This window comes from Botrimarina colliarenosi (assembly GCF_007859955.1).
Taxonomy (GTDB): Bacteria; Planctomycetota; Planctomycetia; order Pirellulales; family Lacipirellulaceae; genus Botrimarina; species Botrimarina colliarenosi.
On the sequence record NZ_SJPR01000001.1, the window covers coordinates 628,450 to 654,298 of the forward strand.

General features: G+C 65.3%; 22 protein-coding genes. 7 read left to right on the top strand and 15 right to left on the bottom strand.

The genetic code is table 11. From position 1 onward, the window contains the following. Positions 1 to 8: 8 nt before the first annotated feature. Positions 9 to 695 (top strand): hypothetical protein, encoded by a 687-nt coding sequence (locus tag Pla108_RS02355; RefSeq protein ID WP_146442411.1) that lies wholly within the window; start codon positions 9 to 11, stop codon positions 693 to 695. 188 nt (positions 696 to 883) lie between these two features. On the opposite strand, the gene Pla108_RS02360 is transcribed toward Pla108_RS02355, so the two are convergent. Beyond that, positions 884 to 2,737, bottom strand: a complete 1,854-nt coding sequence (locus tag Pla108_RS02360; protein WP_146442413.1) for a peroxidase family protein — start codon at positions 2,735 to 2,737, stop codon at positions 884 to 886. Positions 2,738 to 3,004: 267 nt separating this feature from the next. Further along, positions 3,005 to 4,957 carry a dockerin type I domain-containing protein gene (locus Pla108_RS02365; RefSeq protein WP_146442415.1) on the bottom strand — a complete coding sequence of 651 codons (1,953 nt, stop codon included), beginning with the start codon at positions 4,955 to 4,957 and terminating at the stop codon, positions 3,005 to 3,007. Positions 4,958 to 5,164: 207 nt separating this feature from the next. Here Pla108_RS02365 and Pla108_RS02370 point away from each other — a divergent pair, with 207 nt between their 5' ends. After that, positions 5,165 to 5,350, top strand: coding sequence for a Lacal_2735 family protein (locus tag Pla108_RS02370; RefSeq protein ID WP_146442419.1), 186 nt, complete (start codon positions 5,165 to 5,167; stop codon positions 5,348 to 5,350). Between the two features lie 144 nt (positions 5,351 to 5,494). Here Pla108_RS02370 and Pla108_RS02375 read toward each other — a convergent pair whose 3' ends face one another. From Pla108_RS02375 to cysS, 8 genes are all read right to left on the bottom strand, one after another. Next, positions 5,495 to 7,306, bottom strand: a complete 1,812-nt coding sequence (locus Pla108_RS02375) for a dockerin type I domain-containing protein (RefSeq protein ID WP_146442422.1) — start codon at positions 7,304 to 7,306, stop codon at positions 5,495 to 5,497. A gap of 269 nt (positions 7,307 to 7,575) precedes the next feature. After that, entirely contained in the window at positions 7,576 to 8,691 is a 1,116-nt protein-coding gene (gene ruvB / locus Pla108_RS02380; protein ID WP_146442426.1) for a Holliday junction branch migration DNA helicase RuvB, read from the bottom strand. A gap of 141 nt (positions 8,692 to 8,832) precedes the next feature. Further along, a complete protein-coding gene (locus Pla108_RS02385) occupies positions 8,833 to 10,197 on the bottom strand; it encodes a glycoside hydrolase family 76 protein (RefSeq protein WP_146442430.1) in 1,365 nt (454 codons plus the stop codon). Between the two features lie 274 nt (positions 10,198 to 10,471). After that, on the bottom strand, positions 10,472 to 11,305 hold the full coding sequence (locus tag Pla108_RS02390) for an alpha/beta hydrolase (protein ID WP_146442433.1): 834 nt from the start codon (positions 11,303 to 11,305) through the stop codon (positions 10,472 to 10,474). 76 nt (positions 11,306 to 11,381) lie between these two features. Next, positions 11,382 to 12,176 (bottom strand): hypothetical protein, encoded by a 795-nt coding sequence (locus tag Pla108_RS02395; RefSeq protein ID WP_146442436.1) that lies wholly within the window; start codon positions 12,174 to 12,176, stop codon positions 11,382 to 11,384. A 233-nt stretch (positions 12,177 to 12,409) separates the two neighbouring features. Beyond that, positions 12,410 to 13,036, bottom strand: coding sequence for a Holliday junction branch migration protein RuvA (ruvA, locus tag Pla108_RS02400; protein WP_146442439.1), 627 nt, complete (start codon positions 13,034 to 13,036; stop codon positions 12,410 to 12,412). A 496-nt stretch (positions 13,037 to 13,532) separates the two neighbouring features. Next, on the bottom strand, positions 13,533 to 14,036 hold the full coding sequence (gene ruvC, locus Pla108_RS02405; RefSeq protein WP_146442442.1) for a crossover junction endodeoxyribonuclease RuvC: 504 nt from the start codon (positions 14,034 to 14,036) through the stop codon (positions 13,533 to 13,535). A gap of 144 nt (positions 14,037 to 14,180) precedes the next feature. Beyond that, positions 14,181 to 15,938 (bottom strand): cysteine--tRNA ligase, encoded by a 1,758-nt coding sequence (gene cysS, locus Pla108_RS02410; protein WP_146442445.1) that lies wholly within the window; start codon positions 15,936 to 15,938, stop codon positions 14,181 to 14,183. A gap of 152 nt (positions 15,939 to 16,090) precedes the next feature. On the opposite strand from cysS, the gene Pla108_RS02415 reads away from it, so the two are divergent. Continuing rightward, the gene (locus tag Pla108_RS02415; protein WP_146442448.1) at positions 16,091 to 16,468 is read left to right on the top strand and encodes a hypothetical protein; all 378 of its coding nucleotides are present in this window, start codon (positions 16,091 to 16,093) and stop codon (positions 16,466 to 16,468) included. A 145-nt stretch (positions 16,469 to 16,613) separates the two neighbouring features. Here the strand turns inward: Pla108_RS02415 and ispF are convergent, their stop codons facing one another. Together ispF and metK are read right to left on the bottom strand one after the other, a co-directional pair. Beyond that, positions 16,614 to 17,102 (bottom strand): 2-C-methyl-D-erythritol 2,4-cyclodiphosphate synthase, encoded by a 489-nt coding sequence (gene ispF, locus Pla108_RS02420; RefSeq protein WP_146442450.1) that lies wholly within the window; start codon positions 17,100 to 17,102, stop codon positions 16,614 to 16,616. Positions 17,103 to 17,221: 119 nt separating this feature from the next. After that, entirely contained in the window at positions 17,222 to 18,448 is a 1,227-nt protein-coding gene (metK, locus tag Pla108_RS02425; RefSeq protein WP_197526184.1) for a methionine adenosyltransferase, read from the bottom strand. A gap of 246 nt (positions 18,449 to 18,694) precedes the next feature. On the opposite strand from metK, the gene Pla108_RS02430 reads away from it, so the two are divergent. Beyond that, positions 18,695 to 20,146, top strand: a complete 1,452-nt coding sequence (locus tag Pla108_RS02430) for a UTP--glucose-1-phosphate uridylyltransferase (protein ID WP_146442455.1) — start codon at positions 18,695 to 18,697, stop codon at positions 20,144 to 20,146. 45 nt (positions 20,147 to 20,191) lie between these two features. Here Pla108_RS02430 and Pla108_RS02435 read toward each other — a convergent pair whose 3' ends face one another. The 3 genes from Pla108_RS02435 to Pla108_RS02445 are packed head-to-tail and all read right to left on the bottom strand — an operon-like array spanning position 20,192 to position 21,854. Further along, positions 20,192 to 20,785, bottom strand: coding sequence for a hypothetical protein (locus Pla108_RS02435; RefSeq protein ID WP_146442459.1), 594 nt, complete (start codon positions 20,783 to 20,785; stop codon positions 20,192 to 20,194). Positions 20,786 to 20,819: 34 nt separating this feature from the next. Continuing rightward, positions 20,820 to 21,197: a hypothetical protein gene (locus tag Pla108_RS02440; RefSeq protein WP_146442462.1), complete on the bottom strand. Its 378-nt coding sequence runs from the start codon at positions 21,195 to 21,197 to the stop codon at positions 20,820 to 20,822. Between the two features lie 3 nt (positions 21,198 to 21,200). After that, positions 21,201 to 21,854: a hypothetical protein gene (locus Pla108_RS02445; protein ID WP_146442465.1), complete on the bottom strand. Its 654-nt coding sequence runs from the start codon at positions 21,852 to 21,854 to the stop codon at positions 21,201 to 21,203. 167 nt (positions 21,855 to 22,021) lie between these two features. Here Pla108_RS02445 and cyaB point away from each other — a divergent pair, with 167 nt between their 5' ends. The 3 genes from cyaB to lpxB all read left to right on the top strand — a co-directional run bounded on the left by cyaB (position 22,022) and on the right by lpxB (position 25,825). Next, positions 22,022 to 22,567 (top strand): class IV adenylate cyclase, encoded by a 546-nt coding sequence (gene cyaB / locus Pla108_RS02450; protein WP_146442468.1) that lies wholly within the window; start codon positions 22,022 to 22,024, stop codon positions 22,565 to 22,567. An 81-nt stretch (positions 22,568 to 22,648) separates the two neighbouring features. After that, complete coding sequence (locus tag Pla108_RS02455; protein ID WP_146442471.1) at positions 22,649 to 24,001, top strand: MFS transporter; 1,353 nt, start codon at positions 22,649 to 22,651, stop codon at positions 23,999 to 24,001. Between the two features lie 588 nt (positions 24,002 to 24,589). Continuing rightward, positions 24,590 to 25,825, top strand: a complete 1,236-nt coding sequence (lpxB, locus tag Pla108_RS02460; RefSeq protein WP_146442474.1) for a lipid-A-disaccharide synthase — start codon at positions 24,590 to 24,592, stop codon at positions 25,823 to 25,825. Positions 25,826 to 25,849 lie beyond the last annotated feature (24 nt).

The window sequence follows — 25,849 nt, forward strand, 5'->3', positions numbered from 1 at the left end:
TGCTCACCATGTCATTGCGTCGCATTCCTACGGCTCGTTGCCTGCTTGCGCTGGCGCTCGTCGCGACGGCTGCTCGGTCGGCCGAGCCGCAACAAGCGCGGCTAACGATCGACGAGGCCGTCTATAACGTGCCGCTCGGCAAGGCGTTCGCGGTGCGGATCGGCGGCGAGCGGGTGACCCTGCGGATTGATCCGCAGAGCGACAACGCGTTCGAGGCGGCCGGCGTGGCGTTCCGTTACCCGTCGAGCCTCAAAGCGAGTGACACCGCCGGCGGCGACGACGTGCAGGTCTGGACCCTCCAGGGGCTGTCGGCCGCCGTAATGCTGCAGAAGTACGCCGCGGGGCTCGACGCCAAGTCGCTCCGCGATGTGTTGGTCGAGAACCTCATCGAGCGGGAGGGGGTGTCGGACAAGCAACAGCGGGTCAAGTTGACCGGCGCCGAGCGCGGCTACGAGGGCGCCCAGCTCCGCTACCAAAAGCCGGCCCAAGGCAAGGCGCCCGCCACCGAGACGGTGCAGAACGTCTTTACGTTCGCCAATGCCGAGGGGATCTTCGCCCTGATGGTGCAAGACGTGCATGCCCCGGGCGAGGAGGAATCGGACGAGTACGCCGAAACGCTAAGGCTCCTGGGCGAGTCGCTGGTGACGGGCGAAGAGCCAGCGCCGCCAGAGGCGCCCGCCGAGCCGCCTCGTTAGAAACCCCGCGCCGACACCACAACCGTTGTGGGAGGGGCGGCAGCCCTGTAGGAGGGGTCTCCGACCCCGATAACGCGCAACCAACTCTACCGGCTTGGAGACCGAAATCGGGGTCGGAGACCCCTCCCACCGAGAGACAGGGAGGAGGTCGCCTCTTCCCAGCGAAAGGGAGAGGCGGAGTCGCTGCCTCAGCGGCGCTGCTTCGCCGCGGCGAGGAGCAAGGCCGCCATCGCGGCCACGAGCGTGGTTGGCTCGGGAATCGCTCGTTGCCCAGCACTACTCCCGGAGTTCGGAAACTGGCCGACGTTGAAGCCGTAATGTTCTCTGAAGAGGGCCATCGCGTCGCCCGCCATGCCGGCGTCGCGGAGGACGGTGTAGTCGGCCGCGTCGATGCGGCCGTCGCCGTTGAAGTCGCCTTCGGCGTAGTCGGTGAACCCAGGGACATAGAAAAGATTCTCTTGGAGCCCGGTGACGGCCGTGTTGGCTTCGATGATGTCGGCGAGCGTCACCGCGTCGAGGTCCACCAGTTCGGCGATCATTGGATCGAGCACGCCGTCGAAATACAGTCCCGCGGCGGCGCCGTTGTAGAACAGCCGGTCCCCTTTGCGGAGGCGTTCGAATTGGCTGTCAATGACGGCGTAGAAAAGCGGCCCGACGCTCGCGCCGGCGACATGATCCTCAGCAAGCCCGCCGACCCAAGCGTCGAGGTTGCCGAGGTTCCCCTCGTACAAATCCGACAGCGTCGCGGCGAGCAGAGGGTCGGAGGTGATGTCGGCAAACGACTGAAGGACTCCCGCCTGGTGGTTCGCCCGAAGCGTGCGGTAGTTGGGCAGCCCCGCGTCGCGGCCGCGTTGGATGTTGATCGCCGCCAGGTCGAGCCCGCCCGCACCGGGTGGGCCGAACAGGGCGTTCCGTAGGTCGTCGACGACGAGCGTATCGATTTCTTCCGAACGCTGTTTCGCGGCGCCGCGCAACAGGTCGTCGACCAGCGTGGGGTCGCCGTCGATCAGCGTCGGATTGTGGAACGCGTTGCGGAGAGGGAGGGCCGATGCGGCGCCGGTATCGTCGATCAAGGCGAGGTTGCTCGAGACCTGGCTATGCCCCAAGCGGAAGGCGGCGTTGGCGAACGCGTTGGTGACCGAAGCATCGACTCCCGTGTACAGATGCGTGCCGAGGACCTCCGTGCTGCGACCGCCGCCGATCAGCGACGGCAGGAACTCTCGATAGGTGATCGCCTGTAGCTCGGCTCCCACGAGCTTGCGGGCCAACTGGTAGCGTCCCTCGTCGTCGAGCGACGGCTGCTGGACGCCGATCGCGTCCACCAAGCGGTTGTGCTCCCGGGCGAACACGGTCTGAAGCGACGTCAGCAGCGGATTCTCATTCGCCCGGATGTCGCCGGCGAGAAACATCGAGGTCGATGGCAACGGGCCGTTGTTCTCGACTTCGAGGCCTGCGCTGTTGCGCGGCAGCAGGCCGTTCGCATCGAGCAGCAGCTTGCCGCCGGCGCCACGCAGGGCCGCGGCCCGCGCCGCATCGGCGCCATAGACAACCGAACCGTCGAGGTAGCTTGACGTGTAATTGATCGGCGTCCTCCCGCCGCCTCGACCACCGCTAGGGAGGGAGTCGGCGCGGGTGAATGGGATTGGGCCCGGCGCCAACGGGTCCGTTGGGTCATTGACGGCGATGGGGGCGGCGCCGTTCACCTCGGGGCCGGCCGAGGTCTTGATCAGCTCGATGTCGTGAGTCACGAACTGCCCCCACGCCCAGGCGTAGTCGCTGAGCCCGCGTAGGCTCTTCACGTCCGACGATTGCGAGAAGACCGCATTGCTGATGTCGCGGGCGTTGGCGCGTTGGTCGTCGGTGATCATCGCCCCGCCGGAGTTGAGAAACTCCGCGCCGTACCCGAAACGGATCAACCCCGTGCCGGCCGACCCACGCAGGGGGACGTTCACGTTGTTACCCGTGCCGTCGAACGAACGGTCCTCGGCAAGGACGGCCGACGTGGCGAAGGCGAGAACGCAGCAACCAAAGCGGGCGAGCATCGTGGGACCCCTGGGTCAAAACCACTAGACGAGACGGACGCGCTGGGCGCCGGCCACCTAAAGTAACGCCCTCCGGCGTGGTGCGCGAAGCATAAAACCGAAACTCCCCACCCGTCGCGACGCCGCACGCCGGAAGACCTTGAGTCATCGACGCCGCCCCAGGGCGAGCGGCGAGAGACATCTTCGGCTAAGAAACCACCATCGAGACCCCTCCCACAGGGAGGTCTGCCGCCCACCGGTCGGGAGCGGCGAATGGTCGGTGTCTGCTCAGCGGCGCCGCTTCGTTGTGGCAAGGAGCAGCGTCGCCAGCGTAGCCACGAGCGTGGTTGGCTCGGGGACGGAATGCGGGATCAGCGAGGCGATGATCTCGCCGTAGTGGGCCTGCCAGAGGGCGAGGTCGGCGTGGTTGACCCAGCCGTCGCCGTTGGCGTCGGCCAGACCGCCGGTGAACTGGCCGAGGTGGTCCCGCCACATCGTGTAGTCGGCGATATCGACGCGGCCATCGGCGTTGAAGTCCCCCTTCCAGCGGTACTGGTAGACCCCCAACAGCGCGTCGGCGTCGGCTTGGTCGATGCGGCCATCGGCGTTGAGGTCGCCATCGGCGTAGAACACGGCGCCGTCGTCGGCCGTGACGCCGAGGTTGCCGACGAGCCGCTGGTAATCGACTTGATCGACGTCGCCATCGAAGTCGATGTCGCCCTCGGGCGTGTTGCGATCGAGCACGGCGCGCCACGCCTCGATTTGGCCGTTGGAGTTGCGCCCGTTGCCGATGATCGTCGTGCCGTCATCGCTGATGCCGGTTGCCTCGTCGAGTTGCCAGCCGGAGAGGTCGAGCCCGTAGTCGAGCCGTAGCACGTCGGCGAGCTCACGCATGCCGCGGGCTTCGTCCCAGATGAAGGGAGTCTCGATTGTCGAGAAGGGGCAAAACTCGTTGAAGCCGCAGGTCACGGTCGCCTCGCCGATCACGGTGCTTCCATCGCCCGAGACCCCCATCGCCTCGGCGCCGATGAAGGAACGGAAGCTTGTGGTTTTGAGCTCTCCGAGGTCGATCCAGCCGGTTTCTTCACGCCAGAGGATGGCTGTCTTGCTTTCTGAATAGAATGACGGTGGGTAATAGACGTCCCGTGAGTAGCTGTCGGTCGCGGCGTAAAGAACAAAGGGGCTCGTCGTCTCAACGCCCACCACCGTCCGCCCATCGGCCGAGAGGGCGTTGGCGGTCGTCGTCCGTAACGGTTGGAAGATTGGCGGATTCGGGAAATACGGGGATAGGTGAACGTCGTCGGTGGCCGTATTGCCGGGTGCAGGAAGTGACGGCCAAGGACGTATACCGAGGCCAACCGGCTCGCCGTTACGCCACAGGACAGGCTGCTTTTGCAGAATCAAATTGGGTGAAACGAACACGGCGTTGGACGATGTATTGCCAAGGACCACGTCACCGCTTGAGGAGACATCCACCGATTCTGACCAGCTATTTCCGAGGGGCAGGTCGAGTTCCTCGACCCCACTCGCTCTCGTGTATTGATATGCCTGATTGAAGCCGCCAACCGGATAGAACGGAAGGATGGTGAGGGGCGTCAATGGAGTGGGGCCGACATCGTCTGCTGAGACGTTGGTAGTGACATCGGACTGGTTGCTGACGGCAACGATCTGGATTGTCATCTCCGTCGTGCCGACCACCACCCGGCCGTCGCCCGAAATCGCCGCCGCCGTACGACTGCCGTTAGCCGGCGCCGGGATCAATTCCCTCCCCGCCAGCGACCAGCGGAACGCCGGGTTGTCGGCGAATGTTGATCCAGGCGTAGTGATGTTCCCCGCGACGTAGACGCCATCGGCGGAGATGGTGGTCGCCACGGTGTCGCCGGTCACGCCGTTGGGGAGCATGTTGTAGGCCGTCCGGCCGGTCCACGGCGACCAGACGAAGCCCCGGCTACCGCCCGTGCTATCGACGTTGGCGCCGACCACGACGCGGCCGTTCGCCGAGAGGTCGTACGCCTGGCTCGACCCGCCGGCGATGGCCCCGAGGCCATGGAACTCGCCACGGAAGGGGTGCGTCGCCCAGCTCAGTCGGTCTCGGGAATCGGCCAGCGCCCGGGCCGTGGTGTCACGCACCGAATCGGGCACAACGGCCGGCAGATCGACCGCCGGAATCGGACCCCCTGCGACGGCGCTGGCGCCCATGAGGAGCGGCAGCAGCCATCCGAGGCGGGGTTGATCGAACATGCCGGGGATCCTTGCGGAGCGAGCGATTTACTGACAGGCGAGGGCTTTCCTACCCCCAGGGCCGAACAGTCGGTCGAATGTCACGGTCTTGTCTACTAGCAGGAAGCGCTAATCGGGGCCACACGGCGGTTCGTCGATCGACGCTCGTTCGCCTATAACGGTAGTCGCTACTCCCTCACATCGAGCTCCTTATCGAGGGCCCCGCCCATGTTCGGTTTCTTCAGCGCGTCGCCCGCCGCAAAGAAGGCGAAACTTGAGAAGCGCTACATAGCTCTGCTTGCCGAGGCCCACCGCCTCAGCACGATCGATCGGCTCAAGAGTGACTTGGTGACGGCCGAAGCGGAGGAGGTGCGGCAACAGATTGAAGCGATCGAGGCGTCTGAAGCGGGCTAGGTTGTGTCGGCATCCCCATGGCGACGAGGTCGCCCGTTTCTCCTCTCGCTTTAGGGGGAAACAGGCTAGGCGAGGGTGCTGAAGCCGATTACCCGTGACGCCCCCCAAAAAAAGGAGTGGGTGAGAGGCAATCGCTACCGCAGCTCAGCGGCGCTGCTTCGCTGCGGCGAGGAGAACCATCGCCAGCGCGGCGACGAGCGTGGTGGGCTCGGGGACCGAGAGAAGTGAGATCGTCGCGATTACTTGGCCGAAGTTGGCCCGCCAAGCGAGCAGGTCGGCGTGGTTGACCCAGCCATCGCCGTTGGCGTCGGCGAGGCCGCCGGTGAACTGGCCGAGGTGGTCCCGCCACATTGTGTAGTCAGAGGCATCGACGCGGCCGTCGGCGTTGAAGTCCCCCTTCCAGCGATGCTGGTAGACCCCCAACAGTGTGTCGGCGTCGGCTTGATCGATGCGGCCATCGGCGTTGAGGTCCCCATCGGCGTAGAACACGGCGCCGTCGTCGGCCGTGACGCCAAGGTTGCCGACGAGCCGCTGGTAATCGACTTGGTCGACGTCGCCATCGAAGTCGATATCGCCCTCGGGCGTGTTGCGATCGAGCACGGCCCGCCACGCCTCGATTTGGCCGTTGCGATTACGCCCGTTGCCGATGATCGTCGTGCCGTCATCGCTGATGCCGGTCGCGTCGCTGAGCTGCCAGCCCGAGAGGTCGAGCCCGTAGTCGAGCCGTAGCACATCGGCGAGCTCACGCATGCCGCGGGCTTCGTCCCAGAGGAAGGGGATGACACCCACCGCCCCGAATCCGTAGAGCACATCGTCTATGAACAATCCCTTTACAATTTGGCTGAAGCCGATAACTGAGTTTCCGTCTCCCGAGACACCGGTGGCTTCGGCTTGAATCGAGAATCGATCGTCGGTGGTTTGGAGGTTTCCCAGATGCATCCATCCAGTTGCTTCACGCCACAGCACTGCGAGCGGTTGTGCGAAGATGCCGCTCCCGTCGTCGTAACCATCGACTCCTACAACCGTTGATCCATCGGCTGAAATGGCGTTGCCGACGGTATAGCGCTTGCTACTATCAGCTAGGCCATAATTACCGAGGCCTTGAAGGCCGCCATTGGTAGTCCAGAGGAAAGGTTCACTGCCGTAGTCTTCGGATGAGTCGAAACCATTGATAAGGACCGTCCCGCCATCGCTCGTGACCTCCACCGCGGTGGAGTTAACGTAGTAACCTTGGCTACCGCTTGGCAGCACGCCTGGCTCCTCCATTCCTCCGGTGCGGTTGTGGCGGAAAGCCCAGTTCCGCTTCTTTGCGAGAGGGAGTGAGGTAACGTGGCCTTCATCGTGCAGGTCGCTCAAGAAGGACGGATCGGGACCGTAATCGGAAGGCACATAAGGAGTACGGTACGTCCCAGCAAGGACACTGCCGTTGCGTGATAAGGCAGCTGGATAGATGTCCTTTGATTCAACGGAGACGGAGTTCTCCGGACCTGCAAGAGACCAGCGGAAAGCAGGATCGCCGTATTTGATGTCAACTTCGCCCGCGACATAGACGCCGTCGGCGGAGATACTGGTCGGCGTCGCATTGCCAGTCACGCCGCTGGGCAGCATGTTGTAGAACGCCTTGCCGGTGGCGGGGGACCAGACGAACGGTCGATTGCTATTTGTTGGTCCGCCCCGGTCGTAACCAATAACCACGCGCCCGTCGCCCGAGAGGTCAACGGCATAGCTGGGACCAGTGGGATTGACCCCCAGGCCATGGAACTCACCCCGGAACGGGTGCAGCGCCCTGCCGAGCGTGTCGCGACCTAAGGCGAGCGACCTCGCTACTCGGTCACGGACGGCGTCCGGGGTTTGCGCCGGCAGGTTCACCGCCGGGATGTCGATCGCCGCCGCTGTCGTGACGATGCCGGCAAAGAGGCACAGCGCGATCCCAGCGGTTGTTTTCCGTGAAGCCATAACGAGTCTCTCCCAGTTGCGTCCGAGCAAGCCGCCAAATCATGCCCCGATCGGGCCGTGACGCCAACCGCAGTTCCGGGGGGCGACTGTTGGCGAGCCGGCGATGTCAGTCGTCGGTGGGAACCACGATTGGCCCTCCACCGACCACTGACGTGGCCGGCTCGCCGAATGCTGAGGAGGAGTCTGGACGCCCCTATACTTGAGCTAGCCGCGGGTGGCGCCGGGTACCCGATTCACCCGCGGCTAGCGCCGACGGCTCGAGGGATCGGCTAGAACAGCCGTGGAGGGGCTTCGTCGCTCTCGTCCGGCGGGGGCGAGTGGCCGAGGTGCTCGTACGCCTTGGCCGTCAGCTTGCGGCCCCGTGGGGTGCGGACCACCAGCTCGCTACGCAGGAGGAAGGGCTCGATCTCGTCGGTGAGCGTGTCGACCGCCAGGTTGAGCGTGTGGGCGATCGCCTCGACGCCGGCCGGGCCGCCGCCGAAGACGCGCAAGATCGTCGTCAGGTACTTGCGGTCCTGCGGGTCGAGTCCCTTCTGATCGACACCGAGCATGCTCAGGGCGTCATCGGTGACGACCAGGGTCCCCTCGCCGTCGGCGCGGCTTTGGGCGTAGTCGCGGACCCAGCGGAGGCGGTTGTTGGCGATGCGCGGCGTCCCGCGGCTGGCGGTGGCGATCTTTTCCGCCGCTGCTTCGACGATCGGCAGGCCGAGCTTCTTGGCGTTGATCGTGACGATGCGCGTCAACTCGCTGATCGAGTAGAAGTCGAGGTGTTCCCGTACAGGGAAGCGGTCCCGCAACGGCGCCGACAGCAGGCCGCTGCGCGTCGTGGCGCCGATGATCGTCATCGGCCGCAGCTTCATGTTGACGGTCCGGGCGTTGACGCCTTCGCCGAGGGTGATGTCGACCCGGAAATCTTCCATCGCCGGGTACATGAACTCCTCGACCGCCTTGGGGAGCCGGTGGATCTCGTCGATGAAGAGGACCGACCCTTCCTCGGCGTTCGTCAGGTACGGCAGCAGGTCTTTGGGGGCGGCGAGCGCCGCGCCGCTGGCGATCTGCAGGCTGACGTCGAGCTCCCGGGGGATGCAGGTGGCGAACGTCGTCTTGCCCAAGCCCGGCGGGCCGTCGAGCAGGACGTGGCCGAGCGGTTCGCGTCGTTTGGCGGCCGCCTCGACGGCGATGCCGATCCGCTCACAGACGTCGCGTTGGCCGATGATGTCGCGCAGGTACTTGGGCCGCAGGGCGACGTCGTCAGCAAAGTTGCCGGGCAGGTCGGTCATTGGCTTGCCGCTGGGGGCGGCGTGGTCGTTGGCGAGCCGCGTCGTCTCGGCGCGGTTAGCGGCCCCGGCGGAATCGGCCGCGGTAAGGATCGTTTCGCGGGCCATCGAGCGCCCTCCGTGGTGCGTGTCCTAGAGGTGAACAGCCTAACAGAGAGACGCCGGCGGGCGGAGGGCAGACGGGGAGGCTCTCGGCCGCCCGAGCGCCGCGGGCGCCAGCGTGCCCTGGTGCGGGTCGGCGGAAGGGGGCTAGCCCCGGGGGGCCGGCCAAGCCAGCCGGTGTCGGGAGGCGACGGCGATCGCCCAGGTCGCCATGGCGAGCGTAGCCGCCGAGGGCTCGGGGACCGTCTGAGCGGGCCCACCGAGGGTCGCGCCGTAATTTTGCTGCCACAGGTTGCGATGGCGGCTGTTGATTGGCAAGCCGGCGCCGCGGTCGTTCGGCAGCACCACGTTGACGCGGACGTTGTCTCGCCAGACCGTGTAATCGGCGGCATCGACGACGCCATCGTCATTGAAGTCGCCCGCCAGGCTGAGTGGCGAACTGAGGCCGGTGTGCAAGAAGGCCCGGGCGACCGAAGCCATGTCGTTGAGATGCCACTCGCTCAAGGCGCCGACCTGGGCGCCCTCACGTCCCCAGAACTTGCCATAACGCCCGTTGGGGTCCTGCTTGTTGGCGTGGAGCCATTCCATCGCGTCGCCGACGGCGTCGATCCAGCGGGAGTTGTCGTCGTGCTCGTAAAGATCAACCAGCGCGTCGGCGAGCTCGAACGCCCAGTAGCCCTCGTCGTTGAGCGAGCCATTGGCGCCACTGAAGTAGCGGTTGACCGAAGCGTTGGCGATGCGCTGGGCTTCGGTAAGCCGCGACAGATCGCCCGTGGCGTCGTAGGCGGCGAGGTTCGCCGAGATGCCGAAGCCGGCGAAGTTCACCAACGGGTAGTCGCCTACCGTTCCCGCCTTCGGGCCGGTGAGGAAGAGTTTCTCGTAGAAGGTCCCCTCGGATAGTTGCGTGGTGTTCTCCGCCCAGGCGAGCCGCTGCTCGGCGTCTTCCCGATAGGCGACGTCGCCGGTCTCCTCGTAGAGCATGAAGCCGGCGCGAGCGCCCTGCAGCACCGCGGCGGAGTCGATGAAGCTGTTGTCGCCGACGCGCCAGTAGCTGCCGCCGGGGTGGCCGGGGACGGCGCCTTCCAAGAGGAAGTCGTAGACGTCTGCGGCGCGGTCGAGGTAGATCGCCTCGCCGGTGATACGGTGGGCTTCCATCAACGCGACAGCGAGGTGGGCGTTGTCGTCGTAGTACCGGTCGCCCACGCCGCGGCAACAATCGTAGCCACCCAGCGGCGACCAGTATTGATCGACCAGCTGATTGGAGAAGGCTCGCAGCCGCGGTGCGTAGTAGTCGGGATCGACGCGGGCCAGGTCGTTCAGCACCCGGAACTCGGTGCTCAGAGGCCAAACGAAAGCGGCCCCACCGGCGCCCCCCGACTGCCCCCCAGAAAGGTTCGCCGTCTCGGCGTAGAGATGGCTCCGCGGCAGGCCGAGCGACGCTTTGATCTCGTCCTGCGTCTCAATGCCCCAGGCGACGAGTTGGGCGCGATCAAACGCTTGCGCCGAAGCCATTCCGGCGAGCCAACACGCCAGGATAAGAGAGCCCAGAGGAGGCAAAGAGATCTTTCGCAACAAGGTATCCGCCTCATTCGAGCAGCCTGGGAGGGCGGGAGCGTTCCGGAACTCCCGAGGGGTTCATCGTACCAGCGCGAAGTGGTCGAGTCGCTTTCCCACGTGGAGAAGCGGGACCGAATCGGTCACGATCGGGGAAAACGCCGGCACGTTTTCGCCCGGTCTGAGCCGCCCAGGAAACGCTAGAACGATACCGCCCGATTGGCCTACGGAACTACCGAGCCGGCAGATCAGCGAGGAACGCCCGCAGGTCGTCGTAGTAGGACGGCGGCTGCGGCTGCCGGTGCGAGAGGTCTGGCAGCTCGATGAATCGTTTGAATCCGGGCGCGGTCTCAAACAGCCGCTGGCCTTGCTCGAAGGGGACCACCTCATCGGCCGTGCCATGACTGATCAGCACCGGCCCGTCGTAGCGGGCGATCCGGCCTAGCGAGTCGTAGCGGTTCTGCATCACCAGTCGCACCGGCAGCCAGGGGTAATGGATCGCCGCGGCTGCCGGTAGCGTCGTGAAGCCGCTCTGTACGACGAGTGCTGCGGCGCCCTGCTCGGCGACGATCGCCGTGGCGACCCCGCCGCCGATCGACCGGCCGACGACCAGCGTCTGGGCGGGCGTGCGGCCGGTGCGTTCGGCGAGCCAGCGCTGCGCCGCCATGCCGTCGGCGATGACGCCCGCCTCGAAGGGCTTGCCCTCGCTCTTGCCATAGCCGCGGTAGTCGAAGACCAGCACCGCCGCGTCGAGTTGGTCTCGCAGCAGCCGGGCCAGTGACGGCAGGGAAGAGACGTCGACGCCGTTTCCGTGGCAGTAGAGCAGGGCGTGCGACGCTTCTTCGTGAGGGAAGAACCAGCCGTGGACGCGCGTCGCCGCAGCGCCTTTGAGCGGCGGCACGTCGATCCAAGCCTCTTCGAAGTCGCCCCCCTCGGGGGACCACTCGCCCGCAGCCGGTGGCGGGGCCGGATAGACCAACCACCTTTCAAGAAACGACATCAGCAGCACAATCGAGAGGTAACCAACCGCCGTCCAACGGAGTCCCGTCAGCAAGAGCCCTTTCATGCGACGGCGGTGCGGAGAATCAATGCGGGGAATCAAGGCAGAGCGGATCGCTCGGAAGGGGAGATGTTGCGGGACCTCACTCGATTGGTGCGGCGCCGTACTCACCACCGCCGGGCTCGCCGCGGAACTCGCCTTCCGACTCGCCGGGGGGAACACCCGCTTCAAGACCGGGCGGCCGCGCCGCGACGGTCGTTCCGATCGACGTCGCCGCCGAGACCCCGCCGCGCAGGTCGGCCATCAGCTGCTGTAGGCATTGTTGGGCGACCCAGCGGCGGTCGTCAGGGCTGAGCTTCGCCAGCGGGTACTCGTACCGCTTGCCTTGGATCCAAAGCAGGGCCGCCTTCCCCTTCGCCCCGCCATACAGAGCGGTGATCTTCCGGCCCCGGGCGTCGGTCCACTCACGCTCGGGGGCGTTCTCTGGCGGTTCGGCGGCTTTCGCTTCGCGGCGTTTCGCGGCGAACCCATCGGGTAGGTCGCGCTCCAAGTGGGTGTGGTACGCCTCGACGTGCTGCCAGTCGGCCGGCGAGAGCTTGGCAAACGGGACGACGACGGGGTCACCGGCGCCGCTGACGCTGACTCCGTCTTCCCGCACGAGTTCGAAGCGGCCGCGCACCGGCTCGCCGCCGGTCGCCCACTCCCGTGGCCCGCTCAGCTCTTTGTAGCGCTCGACCCACTGCTGGTCCGCCTCGCTGAGGCGGTTCAGGGGCGCCGGGACGAGCTTCTTGTCCTCGCCACGCAGGTAGACAGTTGGCCCCCGCAGCCGGACAAAGTCGGCTTCGAGGGTCTGGCCCTCGTCGTTGGTCCAGGTCCGTCCGAAGGCAGGCCCCCCGGCGACCAACAGGGCGAGCGGCAGCAGTCGAGTCAGCTTCATGGCGAGGGGCCTTACGCGATCGGGCGAAGAGCGGCGTTCCGGGCCCTGAGTCTATTCGCTCGACCCGCCCCCCGCCAAACTCCGTCACCGATAACTTCTCGGCAAGGGTTACCGAGTGGTTTGTGGGAGGGGTCTCCGACCCCGATTACCCGCCGCTATCCACAGCGGCTAGGAGGCCGCTATCGGGGTCGGAGACCCCTCCCACAGGAATAAGAACTGGCGCCGGCTAACCGTCAGTCGTTGCGTTGCTCGTAAACGGCGTGCAGCAGCGCCTCGACGTCTTTGAACTTCTTCTTGCCGCCGGTCACGACGCCGTCGATCAGCCGGCGGGCGTCGGCGTCGCTGTGGCCGAGGGTCCGGAGAATCTCGAACGCCTCGCTCAAGAGGTCGTTGGTGACGTCGCCGAGCGGTTTCTCCTTGCGGCCGACCAGCAGCGCGAACTTGGCTGCTTTGCGACGCAGCTTGGCGATGATCCGCTCGGCGGTCGCCGGGCCGATGCCGGGGAGGGTCGCCAGCCCCTTGGCGTCTTGCTCTTCAATCATGACGGCGAGCTCCTCGACGGGCCGCACCATCGCCCGCAGCGCCTTGCGGACGCCGACGCCATCGACGCTGCAGAACATGTCGAAGAACTCCCGCTCAACCGCGGCGGTGAAGCCGACCAGACGCGGCGTCAGCTTGCCGCGGGTCGGGTCACCTTCGAGGTACTCAATCGTGTGGAGCGACGCCTCCTCGCCGATAGCGCCCGACAGCCGCCGACGGGCAAACTCGGGGATCAGCACTTCGTACTCGAAGGGCCCGGCGGCCAGCGTGGCGGCGTCGCCAGCGGCATGGACAACACGGCCGGTGATTTTGGTGATCATGGTGGAGCGGTCAGCGGTCAGCATTCAGCGGTCAGCTCTTGAGCCCCCAGACGTTAGTCGGGGGAGGGCGCGAAGGAAAGAGCCGACCATCGTGACCACTCCCTAAAAGTGTTTCGGCAGTCACGCATTGTTACCGAGCTCAGTTACCGTCGGGTTCCACTTGCTCCAAAAAAAGATGACTTGGGTCCAAAGGCTGCAGGCGATTAGACCATGGATCACCGTCATAGCGGTCTCGCCGTGGCACGCTTTGATCCAAGCGCTATATGTCATAATGCCCGCCAAGCCGACAGGCATTAAACGATTGGCCCAGATCGAAGCGCGGGCGGACAGATCCCGGTTCGAGAAGCCGTAGGCGAAGGCGACAATCCAAGCGATGGCTCCGATCGTTCCCACAACGCAGCTCACGAAGGAAATCAGTGAGAAAATAGCGTTGAAGATTTGATGCTCCCGACGTTAATTCCAGAGCATGCTACCGCGCCGTAGAGCGTTCACGCCACTAAGAGAGCTGACCGCTGACAGCTGACCGCTTCCCGCTCAAATGCCAATGCGTCACCGCGATCGCCAGGGCGTCGGCCACGTCGGGCGGCTCGGGCGGCGTCGCCAGGCCCAGTTCGCGTTGGATCGCCAGCTGCATCTGCGCCTTCGGCGCCCGGCCGGCGCCGGTGAGGATCCGCTTGATTTGGGTGGCCGCATAGTGCGTCACCGGCAGCCCCGCCTGGTTGGCAGCCAGGACAATAACGCCGCGGGCGTGCCCCATCAGGATCGACGTCTTGACCCGTTCGTAGTGCGAGTAGAGCTCCTCGATCGCGACCATCTCGGGTGAGAGCGAAGCGATCACCTCGGCGACGCCGGCGTGGATCTCGCCGACGCGGTGGGCGAGCGACTTCCCCTTCGTCCCCCGGACGACGCCCGCCTCGACCAGCCGCACCCCGTCACGGCTGGCGTCGATGACGCCATAACCGGTGATGTTCAGGCCGGGGTCGATGCCGAGGATCCGCATGCCGCCTTTTCGTGATTTAGAAGAAAGACTAGCCGCCGATGAACGCAGATAAACGCCGATGTCTTTTCGGTTCAGCGAACCGTATCAGCTATGCCAACCGAATCGCATCCGCGTTCATCGGCGTCTATCGGCGGTACCTCTTTCTTAACTAGAAACGCTCCACTCGGCGCCGCCGGCGCGGTCTTCGATCGTCACGCCGATTGCGGCCAGCTGATCACGCAGTGCGTCGGCGGTGGCGAAGTCCTTCGCGGCGCGGCTGGTGGCTCGCAAGCCGATCAGCATTTGCATTACCGCCTCGACGGCGCCCTCGCCGCCGCCGGTCCACTCGGCGCCGCTGGGGCGGTCTTCGATCGTCACGCCGGCCGGCTTGAGGCCGTCGCGAATCGCATCGGCGATGGCGAAGTTCTTTGCGGCGCGGGCGTCGGCGCGGAGGGCGATCACGACGGGCATCAATTTATCGAGCAGGTCGTCGCTGCCGGCTGCCGACATCGGGGGCTGGCGGAAGATGCCGAGGATGCCGCCCAGTTCCTTGATGGTCGTCATCAAGAGCTCGAGCGTCGCCACGTCCGCCGGGTCGGCCGACTCTTCGAGCTTGCGGTCTTCGCAGTACTTGTTGGTGAGCCGCGCCAGCTCGAACAACTCGGCGATCGCGCCGCCCGTGTTGAAGTCGTCGTCCATCGCCGTGAGGAACTTTTCACGGTGCGCCTCGGCGGCGTTGAGGGTCGGGTCGTCGCCCAGTGCGATCGAGCTCGCCCCGCGGCTCGTGGGGGGGGTGAGGCCGTAGAAGTCCGCCTTTGTGATCCGGGCGAAGCGCTTGAACAGCCGGTAGAAGGTCTCTAGCCCGACGGCGGCTTCCTCGATCGCCTCTTCGCTAAAGAGGACGGTGCTGCGGTAATGGGTGCGTAGCAGGAAGAAGCGGATCCGCTCGCCCCCTTGCTTCGCGATGAGATCGGCCAAGCCGCCAGCGCCCTTGCTGCGACTCATCTTGCCGCCCGCGTCGTCGGCCGGGGCTTCTTTGGCGTCGCGTTCGGCGCGGCCGCCGATCTTGCCGGCCGCGGCGTCTTTGCGCAGGAGGCCGTTGTGAGCCCAGTACTTCACCATCGGCTTGCCATGGCGGCACTCCGATTGGGCGATCTCGTTTTCGTGGTGGGGAAAGACGAGGTCGAGGCCGCCGCCGTGGATGTCGAAGGTCTCGCCCAGCAGCTTCTTGCTCATCGCCGAGCACTCGATGTGCCAACCGGGACGTCCCTTACCCCACGGCGAGTCCCAAGACGGCTCGCCCGCCTTGGCGTTCTTCCAGAGCGCGAAGTCCGCGGCCGAGCGCTTGCGGTCCGCCGCGCCGCCGCCATCGCCCTGCATCGCCTCGACGGTGCGATTGGAAAGTTTGCCGTAGCCAGAGTCCTTCGCCACGTCGAAGTAGACGTCGCCCTGTGACTCGTAGGCGAAGCCCTCGTCGACGAGCCCCGCGATGAAGTCGATGATTTCGCCCATGCACTCGGTGGCCTTGGGGAAGTCGTCGATCTCGGTGACGCCCAGCGCCGCCAAGTTATCGTCGTAATCCTTGATGTTGAGGTCCGCGACCTCGGCCATCGTGATGCCTTGCTCGGCCGCGGCCTTGATGAGCTTGTCATCGACGTCGGTGATGTTCACCACCCAGTGGACGTCGTAGCCGCAGTAGGTGAGGTAACGCTTGATCGTGTCGAACAGCACCGGCCCGACCATGTGGCCGATGTGCGCCTTGCCGTAGACCGTCGGCCCGCACAGGTAGATGCCGACCTTCCCCTGGGTGACGGTCTCAAACGGCTCTTTCTTCTTCGAGAGCGTGTTGTAGATCGTCAGCGTCGGGTGGGGGCCGGCGCTGGCAGCGGGATCGAATAAGGCGGCGGTCGAAGCGGCAGGCATGGGGGATTGCGGATTTCGGAATTCGGATTGCGGATTCAAGTCGACGAGAGCCGCGTCGTCCCCGACCGCGGCCCCTCTGTATTTCTGAGCAAACCGTAAGGGTACGGGTTTTGGGGTGGTGGGGGGAAGATCGGCTGTGCTGACGAGAGAAATTGCTTTCCGTCGCACCGCTCGGTAACTTCATGGACTTCAACCCTCCGACAAGGCAATTAGTGATGCAAGAGGCTGATTTCGATTCCACCCAGCCGGCGACGACAAGGGCGACGACTGCGGAGTTTGCTTACATGCATCCGCTCCAGGCGGGGAAGGTAGTAGGGCTGATCTATGCGTTTCTTGCACTGATTTTTGTGCCCTTCTTGATCCTCATTATTCTGGGCAAAGGAGGGCCAGATGCCGTCGGCGAGATTATTGGTGCGGCCGCGATGATGCTCATTTATCCCCTCGTTGGATTCTTGGGCGGCGTCGTCATTGCCAGCCTGTATAACTTCGCCGCTAAGCAAATCGGCGGGTTTCGTATCGACCTCAAATAGCGATCGATGGCGAATAATCGCCAGATATCCGCACGGCATCAGCACTACCCTGAGTCTCCGGCGCAAGCCGGGGGAGTTGTGCGACTAAAGCTCCTCCGGCTTGCGCCGGAGGCTCAGGCGACAACGTAAGCGACAGCTCAGGCCATTATTCGGCTTCGCAGACCAGCGCCACGCACCGGGCGTCGATCGCTTCTTCGCGGCCGACCGCTCCGACCCCCTCGCCGGTCTTCGCCTTGACGCCGACCTGGGCGACGGTGACCTCTAGAATGGCCGCGATGGCGTGCCGCATCGCGTCCTTGTAGGGCGACAGCTTCGGCTGCTGCACCAAGACGACGCAGTCGAGGTTCACCAGCTCGTAGCCGGCCGCCCGCACCCGCTCCATCGCAAAGTGCAGGAAGTCAGCGCTATCGCGGCGGTGGTTCTCGGGGCCCGTGTTGGGAAAGAGCTCGCCGATGTCGCGGTCGCCGATGGCGCCGAGCAGGGCGTCGGTGATGGCGTGCAGCAGCACGTCGGCGTCGGAGTGGCCAACCATGCCGCGGTCGTGCGGCACGAAGACGCCCCCCAGCCGCAGCGGCCCCGAGCCGGGCTCGCCGAGGCGGTGGCGGTCTTCACCGAGGCCGATTCTTTGGTTCATCGTGTTTTACCGCGGAGTTCGCGGAGGGCGCGGAGATAAGAAAAAAGGAAGTGCAGGGGCTGAGCCCTCGCACTTCCTTTTGTTCTTTGCGATCTCCGCGTTCTCCGCGGTGAAAAAAACTAGCTAGCGACCGCCATCGACTCGGCGGCCTTGGCGAGGGCGTCGGCCTTGTCGGTCTTCTCCCAGCTGAATTCGCCGTTCGGGCCGGGTTCGCGGCCGAAGTGGCCGTGGGCGGCCGTGATGGCCATCACCGGCTTGGTCAGGCCGAGTTCTTGGATCAGGCCACGCGGCGTCAGCTTGAAGTGGTCGCGGATCAGCTTGATCATCGAGTCGTCGTCGATCTTGCCGGTCCCGAACGTGTTGACGTTCACGCTCACGGGCTCGGCGACGCCGATCGCGTAAGCGAGCTGCACCTCGACCTCGTCGGCCAGCCCGGCGGCGACGAGGTTCTTCGCCACGTAGCGGGCCATGTAAGCGGCCGAGCGGTCGACCTTCGAGGGGTCCTTGCCGCTGAAGGCGCCGCCGCCGTGACGGCCGCGGCCGCCGTAGGTGTCGACGATGATCTTGCGACCGGTGAGGCCGGTGTCGCCGTGCGGCCCGCCGATCACGAACTTGCCGGTCGGGTTGATGTGGTAGGTGATCTCGCCGTCGATGAATTCGGCGGGCAGGCAGGGCTTCACCGCCTTCTCGATGATCTCTTGCTTGGCCTCTTCGGTGATCTTCGTGCCGCAGGGGGCGAGGATCGACTCGTCGTGCTGCGTGCTGACCACCACCGTGTCGATGCGGATCGGCTTGTTGTCCGGGCCGTACTCGACGGTGACCTGGCTCTTGCTGTCGGGACGGAGCCAGCTGATCTCGCCCGACTCACGCAGCTTCGCCAGCTTCTCGACGATGCGGTGCGACAGGTGGATCGGCAGCGGCATCAAGACGTCGGTCTCGTTGCAGGCGTAGCCGAACATCAGCCCCTGGTCGCCGGCGCCTTGCTCGCCCTCGACGTCCGACGCCTTGTCGACGCCTTGGGCGATGTCGGCCGACTGCTCGTGGATCGCGTTGAGGACGCCACAGGCGTCGTAGCTAAACCCGATGTCCGAGTGGATGTAGCCGATCTTCTTGATCGTTTCGCGGACGATCTTCTGCACGTCCACGTAATGGCTGGTGCGGACCTCGCCGGCGACGACCACTTGGCCGGTCGTGACGAGCGTCTCGACCGCGACGCGGGCGTCGCCCGGGTTCGGGTCGTTGCGCAAGATATCGTCGACGATCGCGTCGGAGATCTGGTCGGACACCTTGTCGGGGTGCCCCATGCTGACCGATTCGCTAGTAAAGAGGTAGTTGCCAGACGCCACGGTGATCTCCTGTCGGAACGCTACGCGGTGGTGGCGGCCGGCTTCGCGGCCGCACGGATGCGGGGGTAGCTCAGCATCTTAACGCCCCCACGGGGCGGGTCGCAACGGTTCGCGTCGGGCGATGACGGGAGAATCGCGGAGGAATCCCGCACCTTTGCGCCGCGGCAGGTTCCGCCGAAACTAAGGCCGCAGCTCCCCGGCCGCTTGCCGTCGCGGTATTCCACGCCCCTCACCTCGGTCTATCCGATGCCCTCCCCCGCCAAACTCACCGACCTGCTCACCCCCCATGGGCAGCACCACGCCGTCAAGTTTTGGGACTCGCTGACCGCCGCCGATCAGGGGCGCCTGGCCCATGAGCTCGAAGCGATCGACTATGACGAGCTAGCTGCCCTCTACGCTGGGGACGTCGATCAGCCCGATTGGCACGAGCTGGCCCGCCGGGCCGAGCCCCCCGTGGCGATGCGGCTCGCCGACCGCCGCTCGGGGCAGGGGGGCGGGCTCGGCGTCACCCCGTCCGATGCCAAGCAACTCGGCAAGGCGGCCCTCGACGCCGGCAAGGTTGGCGTCTTGCTGGTCGCCGGCGGCCAGGGGAGCCGCCTCGGCTTCGAGAAGCCCAAGGGGATGTACCCGATTGGTCCCGTCAGCGACGCGACCCTCTTTCAAATTCACCTGGAGAAGGCGGTCGCCCTGGCGAAGCGGCACGCCACTCACCCAGGCAAGGGGGGTGTCCCCGTCTATCTGATGACGAGCCCCGTCACGCACGACGACACCGTCGAATTCCTTGCCGAGCACAAGAACTTCGGCCTCGCCGACGACGACCTCTTCATCTTCTGCCAGGGGACGATGCCCGCGGTCGACATGGCGACCGGCAAGCTGCTGCTCGCCGACAAAGGAAAGCTGTTCCTCAGCCCCGACGGCCACGGCGGCACGATCGCCGCGTTGGCCTCCTTCAAGAAGAACGGCGAAGGCGCGATCGACCACATGCGCCGCCGCGGCGTCGAGAACCTGTTCTACCTGCAGGTCGACAACCCGCTCGTGCCGATCGGCGACGCCGAGCTCCTCGGTTACCACCTCGGCACGAAGAGCGAGCTTACGAGCGTCGCTGTCGCCAAGCAGGAACCCAAGGACAAACTCGGCAACTTCGTGATGGTCGACGGCAAACTCTGCGTCATCGAGTACAGCGACTTCCCCGACGACGTCGCGGAGGTGACCGACGCCGACGGCGGCCTCAAGTACTGGGCCGGCAGCATCGCGGTGCACGTCTTCGGCGTGGCGTTCCTCGAGCGGATGCTCGCCCTCAAGGACGCGCTGCCGTTCCACGTCGCCAAGAAGAAGGTGCCGCACCTGAACGAGTCGGGCGAACTGGTCGAGCCGACAGAGAACAACGCCCTGAAGTTCGAGCGATTCATCTTCGACCTGTTGCCGCAGGCGGAGCGGCCGATCGTGGTCGAGTACGGCGAGGAAGAGATCTTCGCACCGCTCAAGAACGCCCCCGGCGCGCCGAAGGACACGCCGGAGTACGTGCAGCGCTTTCTCACCAACCAACATCGCGGCTGGCTCGAAGCGGCCGGCGCGAAGGTCTCGTCGGATGCGGTGGTAGAGATCAGCCCGCTCTGGGCCCTCGACGCCGAAGGCACGGCGGAGCGCGTATCGGAGAAGCCGCTGGCGATTGAGAAGGACACCTATTTGCGCGACTAAGGGCAGGTAAGAGCCACGGATGACACGGATCGCACCGATAACTTATTATCCGTGCCCATCCGTGTAATCAGTGGTCGCTTCTCCTTGCTTAGCGGCTAGGATGACGCGGACTTCTTCGAGAAGTTCAGCGGGCAACTTTGGCCCGCGTCCCCACCCGGGGCGGAGACGTGGCGCGTTGGCCGCGAGTTCGAGCTGGATACGGCGTGCGCTTGTCAAGCTGTAGGCGCCAATGCTCCACCGAAACAGATGGTGGTTCCACAGAATCCCGCCGGGTCCGATAGCGACTTGAGAGCTGAATGGGATCGTCATCGCCCAAATCCCGATCATCACGGCAAGTGACGCCGGCGTTGGCGCTTCCCTCCAAGCCGCGACGTGAGCCATGACGGCGTAGGCCACAGCCATCTGGGTTCCGAGATAGCGGCAATCATCGGAGCGGAAGACGATTAACGGTTCGCCTAGACGACGCCAACTGAAGTAGTGCCTGACGGGCTCCTGTAGCACCACCGCGAACAGCAGAATCCACAGCCACCAAGGCATGGGCGTCTGATCGATTCCCGTACGGAGCGCGACCGACAGCGCATAGGCGTAACCTGCGGCGATGGCGCTGCCCCACAGCAGGTCGCGAAGCGTAAATCGCATGGGTCAGTCAGGTTGGAGCGGTTCTTTCTCGCCGTCAGCCGTTAGGCGGCGATCGATGGCGAAGGACGGTCGAGGCGATCGCATAGCCACAGGCCATGCCCAAGCCGACATCAACGCGAACCTCGGTGTTAATGGTTACGAGGACGCATGCTACCGTTAGAACGCCTAGCGTGACGTACTCGAGGATCGGCCACTCTGCTGGGGGCGGCGAGTCGTTCGGTAGTGCGTTGGCGTCCTTTGCCTCTAGCCATTTCGGAAATAGGTGAAATGAAATAGCCATCAGAGCGCAGAGGACGACCGTAGGGAGGTAGACCGGTCTACCGTCTCGTACTTGGTTGATTGCGGCGACGGTCCCCAGAGTAATCGCAACGATGCACAGCAGGGCCAGCAGGTCCGAGATGCCGAATCGCATGGGTCAACCAGGTTGGAGCGGTTCTTTCTCGCCGTCAGCCGATCTGCGTTCATCGGCGTCCATCGGCGGTTCTGAACCGCGTCGGCTGAATTCGGTCAGGATTTCGTGGAGTTCGCTGAGACGTGATTCGGCGATGGGGAAACGGACGCCGGCGCTTCCCCAATGCAGGTCGTCGAGGATCGCGGCGTTGACGAACCATTGATCGCCTTCCACGCCGATCGACGCGCCGACTCGCTCCCAAGGGTGACAGGTCCCCAAGAACCAAACGCCACGCTCGGTGATCGCGCTGTAAGACAAAGCGAGGGGCGCAATGGTCGCTACGGCGACGACTTGGTGAGCAAGGTGGAAAAGCCCAATTGGGGGTGAGTTGATATGACGGATGAACTCAAAGAACAAGAGACCATGGAAAGCGACGCAAACCAGTATGATTCCCCGATAATTCACCGGCCGCAAAGTCCAGGCGATCGTCTCGCCACGCCGGGACCAAAACCCGAACAGCAGGTACAAGATCGCGACAACCGTCGGGAGGTAGGCAATCCACTCGAAGTAGTTTTCAGGGTACAGGTCCACACCGGCTAAGGCGTAAGACGCCATAATCGCCAGATGGCAAGCGACGATCCCCGTCGTTATCAACAGGTCCTGAATGCCGAATCGCATGAGGGGTTCTCGTCACGATTGATAGAAGCTGTTGCAGTGTAACCACCCATCCCTCCTTTGTGTCCTTCGTGCCTTCGTGGTTCACTCGTAGGACCGCCGCGGGCGAGACGCCGCGGCTTACTTTCTTGTCGCAGCCGACCGCCAAACGCTGAACGCCCACTCCCGCCATGCTCGAAGTCGAACTCAAGTTTCCCCTCAACGACGCCGCCGTGTTGCGCGAGCGGCTGGCGGCGCTCGGCGCGGCGGAGCATCCCGCCGTCACGCAGTCGGATGCTTACTACAACCATCCGGCGCGGGATTTCGCGCAGACCGACGAGGCGTTGCGCATCCGCACCGTTGGGGACGACTCGGTCGTTACCTACAAAGGCCCGAAGCAGGGGGGCGGCGCCAAGACGCGGTTCGAGTTGGAACTGCCGCTCGCCGACGCGACGGCCGATGGCTGGGGCGAGGTGCTGACGCGGCTCGGCTTTCGCTCCGTCGCGACGGTTCGCAAGAGCCGGACGCCGTTTACGCTCCAGCGCGATGGCCGGTCGTTTGAGCTGACGATCGACGAGGTCGAAGGGCTCGGAGTCTTTTCCGAGGTCGAGACGATCGCCGATGAGGCCGACCGTGACGCGGCGGAACAGGCCGTGCAAGGGCTCGCCGCCGAGTTGGAGTTGAGCGACGCCGAACCGCGGAGCTATCTCGAAATGCTGCTCAACGCAGGCGGCTAGCGGGCCGCGGCGGTGGTCCGGCGCCAGGGCGAGGCCTACAGTGGGGATTCCCGCCTCCGATTCGCCCGCCTTCGGACCGTTATGTCTCGTGTCGTCCCGCCACCGCCCACTGCGCCCGCACCGATTGGCCAATCGCCATCGGCGCCGGCCGGCTCCGACGAGCATGGCGGCGTCCCGGGGAGCGAATCGCGCAACTTCTTCTTGCTGGTCGCCCACCAGGTCTTCTTCCGCGTCGGTTGGGTCTTCAAGACCGAGAGCATCGTGATGCCTTACTTCCTCGACGTGATCGGGGGGGGCCCGGTGCTGCGGAGTTGGCTGATGGTGCTCAACCGGATCGGCGCCAGCGTGCCGCCAACGCTCTACGCGCGGCGGCTGAAGCTGATGCGGCAGAAACGCTGGAGCCTGATGGCGACGACCATCGGGTCGGGCGTGCCCTTCGCCGCGATGAGCGTGTTGTGGGCGTCGGGCGCGTGGCGCGAAGCGGACGGCGGCGTCGCTTGGTGGACCAAGTGGTACTTCCTAGCGATGTACGCTTGGTTCTTCGTCGTGACGGGGCTCAATCAACTGTCGATCCAGACGGTGCAGGGCAAGCTGGTCCGCGCCGAACGCCGCGGCCGGCTCTTCACGACGGGCGTGCTCTTCGGTTGTCCGCTGGCGATCTTGGCGGTCGTCATGCTGATGCCGCGTTGGCTGGCGCTGCCCGACGGCGGGTTCGCCTGGATCTTCGCGGCGCCGGGCGTGGCGTTCTTGCTTTCGGGCCTGATGATGCTCGGAGTGCGCGAGACCGATGACGACTTTACCGAAGTCCACGAGGCCGGCTGGCGTCGCTTCCGCCGCGCGGCGTGGCTGGCGTTCGAGGAGCCGAAGCTCCGCGGTGTCGCGATCGCCGCGGCGCTCTACAGCTCGGCGTTCGCGTTGTTCCCCCATTATGCGACTCTGGCGCGCGAGGCGGCCGGCGCGGGGTTCGATATCCAGTCGCTGGTGACGTGGACCGTCACCCAGCACTCGGCCGTCGCGGTGGTGAGCCTGCTGGCGGGGCCGATCGCCGACCGCTTCGGCGCGCGCCATGCGGTGCAGATGACGATGCTCGGCGCCGCTTTGGCGCCGATCACCGCGATTGTCCTGGCGACGACCGGCGACGCCGGCGGCGGCCAGCTCTTCTGGCTCGTGTTTCTGCCGCTCGGCTTCACGCCGGTCACCAACAAGATGCTGCTGAACTACACGCTCGAGCTGGTCGACCGCGAGCACCACACGCTCTACACCAGCGCGGTCGGGCTCTGCCTCGCCGTGCCGGTGATCGGCGGCTCGCTGTTGGCGGGCGTGCTCATCGGTTGGCTCGGCGTCGTCCCGGTCTTCACGATGGGGGCGGTCGTCATGCTGCTGGCGTTCGCCCAGACGCTGCGGCTCGCCGAGCCGCGCCGGCAGTCGGTTTGAACCACGACGGGCACGAAGAACACGACGGCCAACTCGGCGGGGCTTACCGCTACGGTTTGCGCTTGTCGGACCGGCCGTCGTGTTCTTCGTGCCCGTCGTGGTTCTTCCGCTTTTCTCTCAAGTCCAAAAGGTTGGCCACCGTGGGCGTGTCAGCCTTACAAGCCGTTTGTAAGTTGCGCCAACGCCGTAGCGGGTCGCGCTGCGACGAATCGGGCCGTTAGCCGTGTTTCGAGCCGGATTGGCGAGTTTGGCGCCCCGGTTGCTCTATGAGTGTTCGGCGACACGCGGTCGCCAGTAAGCCCCACAGCCGACGACGCGGCGCCGGCGCCCCTCGAACGAAAGGAGTCGTTCCTCATCATAAAACCGACCAAAACTTGTTTGCTCTGGCCCGGCGCCTGATCGCCCGCCGGATTTCTTTCAACTTTTCGCCTCCTCGACGGGCGCCTCGTTCCTCACGGAGCGGGGCGCCCGTCGCTTATTTACGGGGCCCCAAACCCGTCGAGAACTGGCGCAGCGTCACCCGCACCGATCTGGAATACTCCCGCCGCGCTTGCGCTCTTTACGCAAACCCCCAACGGCGACGCGGCGATGGCAAAAACGATCTTCTTCTCGGTCGGCGAACCCAGTGGCGACCTCCATGGCGCCAACCTGATCCGTACGCTCGCGGCCGGGTCGGGCGAACCGATCCGCGCCGTCGGCTTCGGCGGACCGCGGATGGCGGCGGAGGGCGCCGAGCTGCTGTTCGACCTCACGCAGCTTGCCGTGATGGGCTTCATCGAGGTCTTCTGGAAGCTGCCGCAGTTCTTGCGACTTGCCGCCCAGGCCGACCGCTACTTTGCCGAGCACCGGCCCGACGCGGTGGTGCTGATCGACTTCCCCGGCTTCAACTGGCACATCGCCAAGGCGGCCAAGAAGCACGGCGTGCCGGTCTTCTACTATGGGACGCCCCAGGTGTGGGGCTGGGCCGCGTGGCGGGTAAAGAAACTGCGGAGCTACGTCGACCACGCGCTGTGCAAGTTGCCGTTTGAAGAGGCGTGGCTGCGCGAGCGAGGCGTCAATGCGACCTTTGTCGGCCACCCCTACTTCGACGAACTGCACACGCGGAAGCTCGATAACGAGTTTGTCGCCGCCCATGCCGACCCGAAACGGCCGCTGGTGACGCTGTTGCCGGGGTCGCGAACCCAAGAGGTGCGGGCCAACTTCCGTTGGCAGCTCGCGGCGATGAAGAAGATCCGCCAGCGCGTCCCGTCGGCCCGGTTCGCCGTCGCGGCCTTCAAAGAGAAGCACGTCGCGATGGCCGAAGCGGCGATCCACGAAGCGGGCTTCGTCAAAGGCGAGGCGCCGGCGATCCATGTGGGGCGGACGCCCGAACTGATCGAAGCGGCGACCTGTTGCCTGGCGGTGTCGGGGTCGGTGTCGCTCGAACTTCTGCACCACACGAAGCCGACCGTGATCCTCTACCACGTCTCGCCGTTCGCTTACTGGCTGCAAAGCGTCTTCCGCCGTGTGCCGTACATCACGCTGGTGAACCTGCTGACGGCGCCAGAGCTGTTTCCCGAGAAGGTCGGCGTCTACGACCGCCACGCCGCGCGCGACGCCCACGTGCTGATGCCGGAGTACCTGACCTGCGTCGATCGCTCGGACGAACTCGCCGAGCACGCCATCGAATGGCTGACCAACCGGGCCAAGCGGACCGAGGTGGTGACCCGCATGGCCGAATTGAAGGCGCAGGTCGACGTGGCCGGCGCTTCGGAGCGGGCGGCGGAGTACGTTAGGCGAGAGCTGGGCGTCGACGCCGCGACGCCCCGTTCGCAAGCCGCGTAATGCCGTCCCTGTAGGCTCCGATCC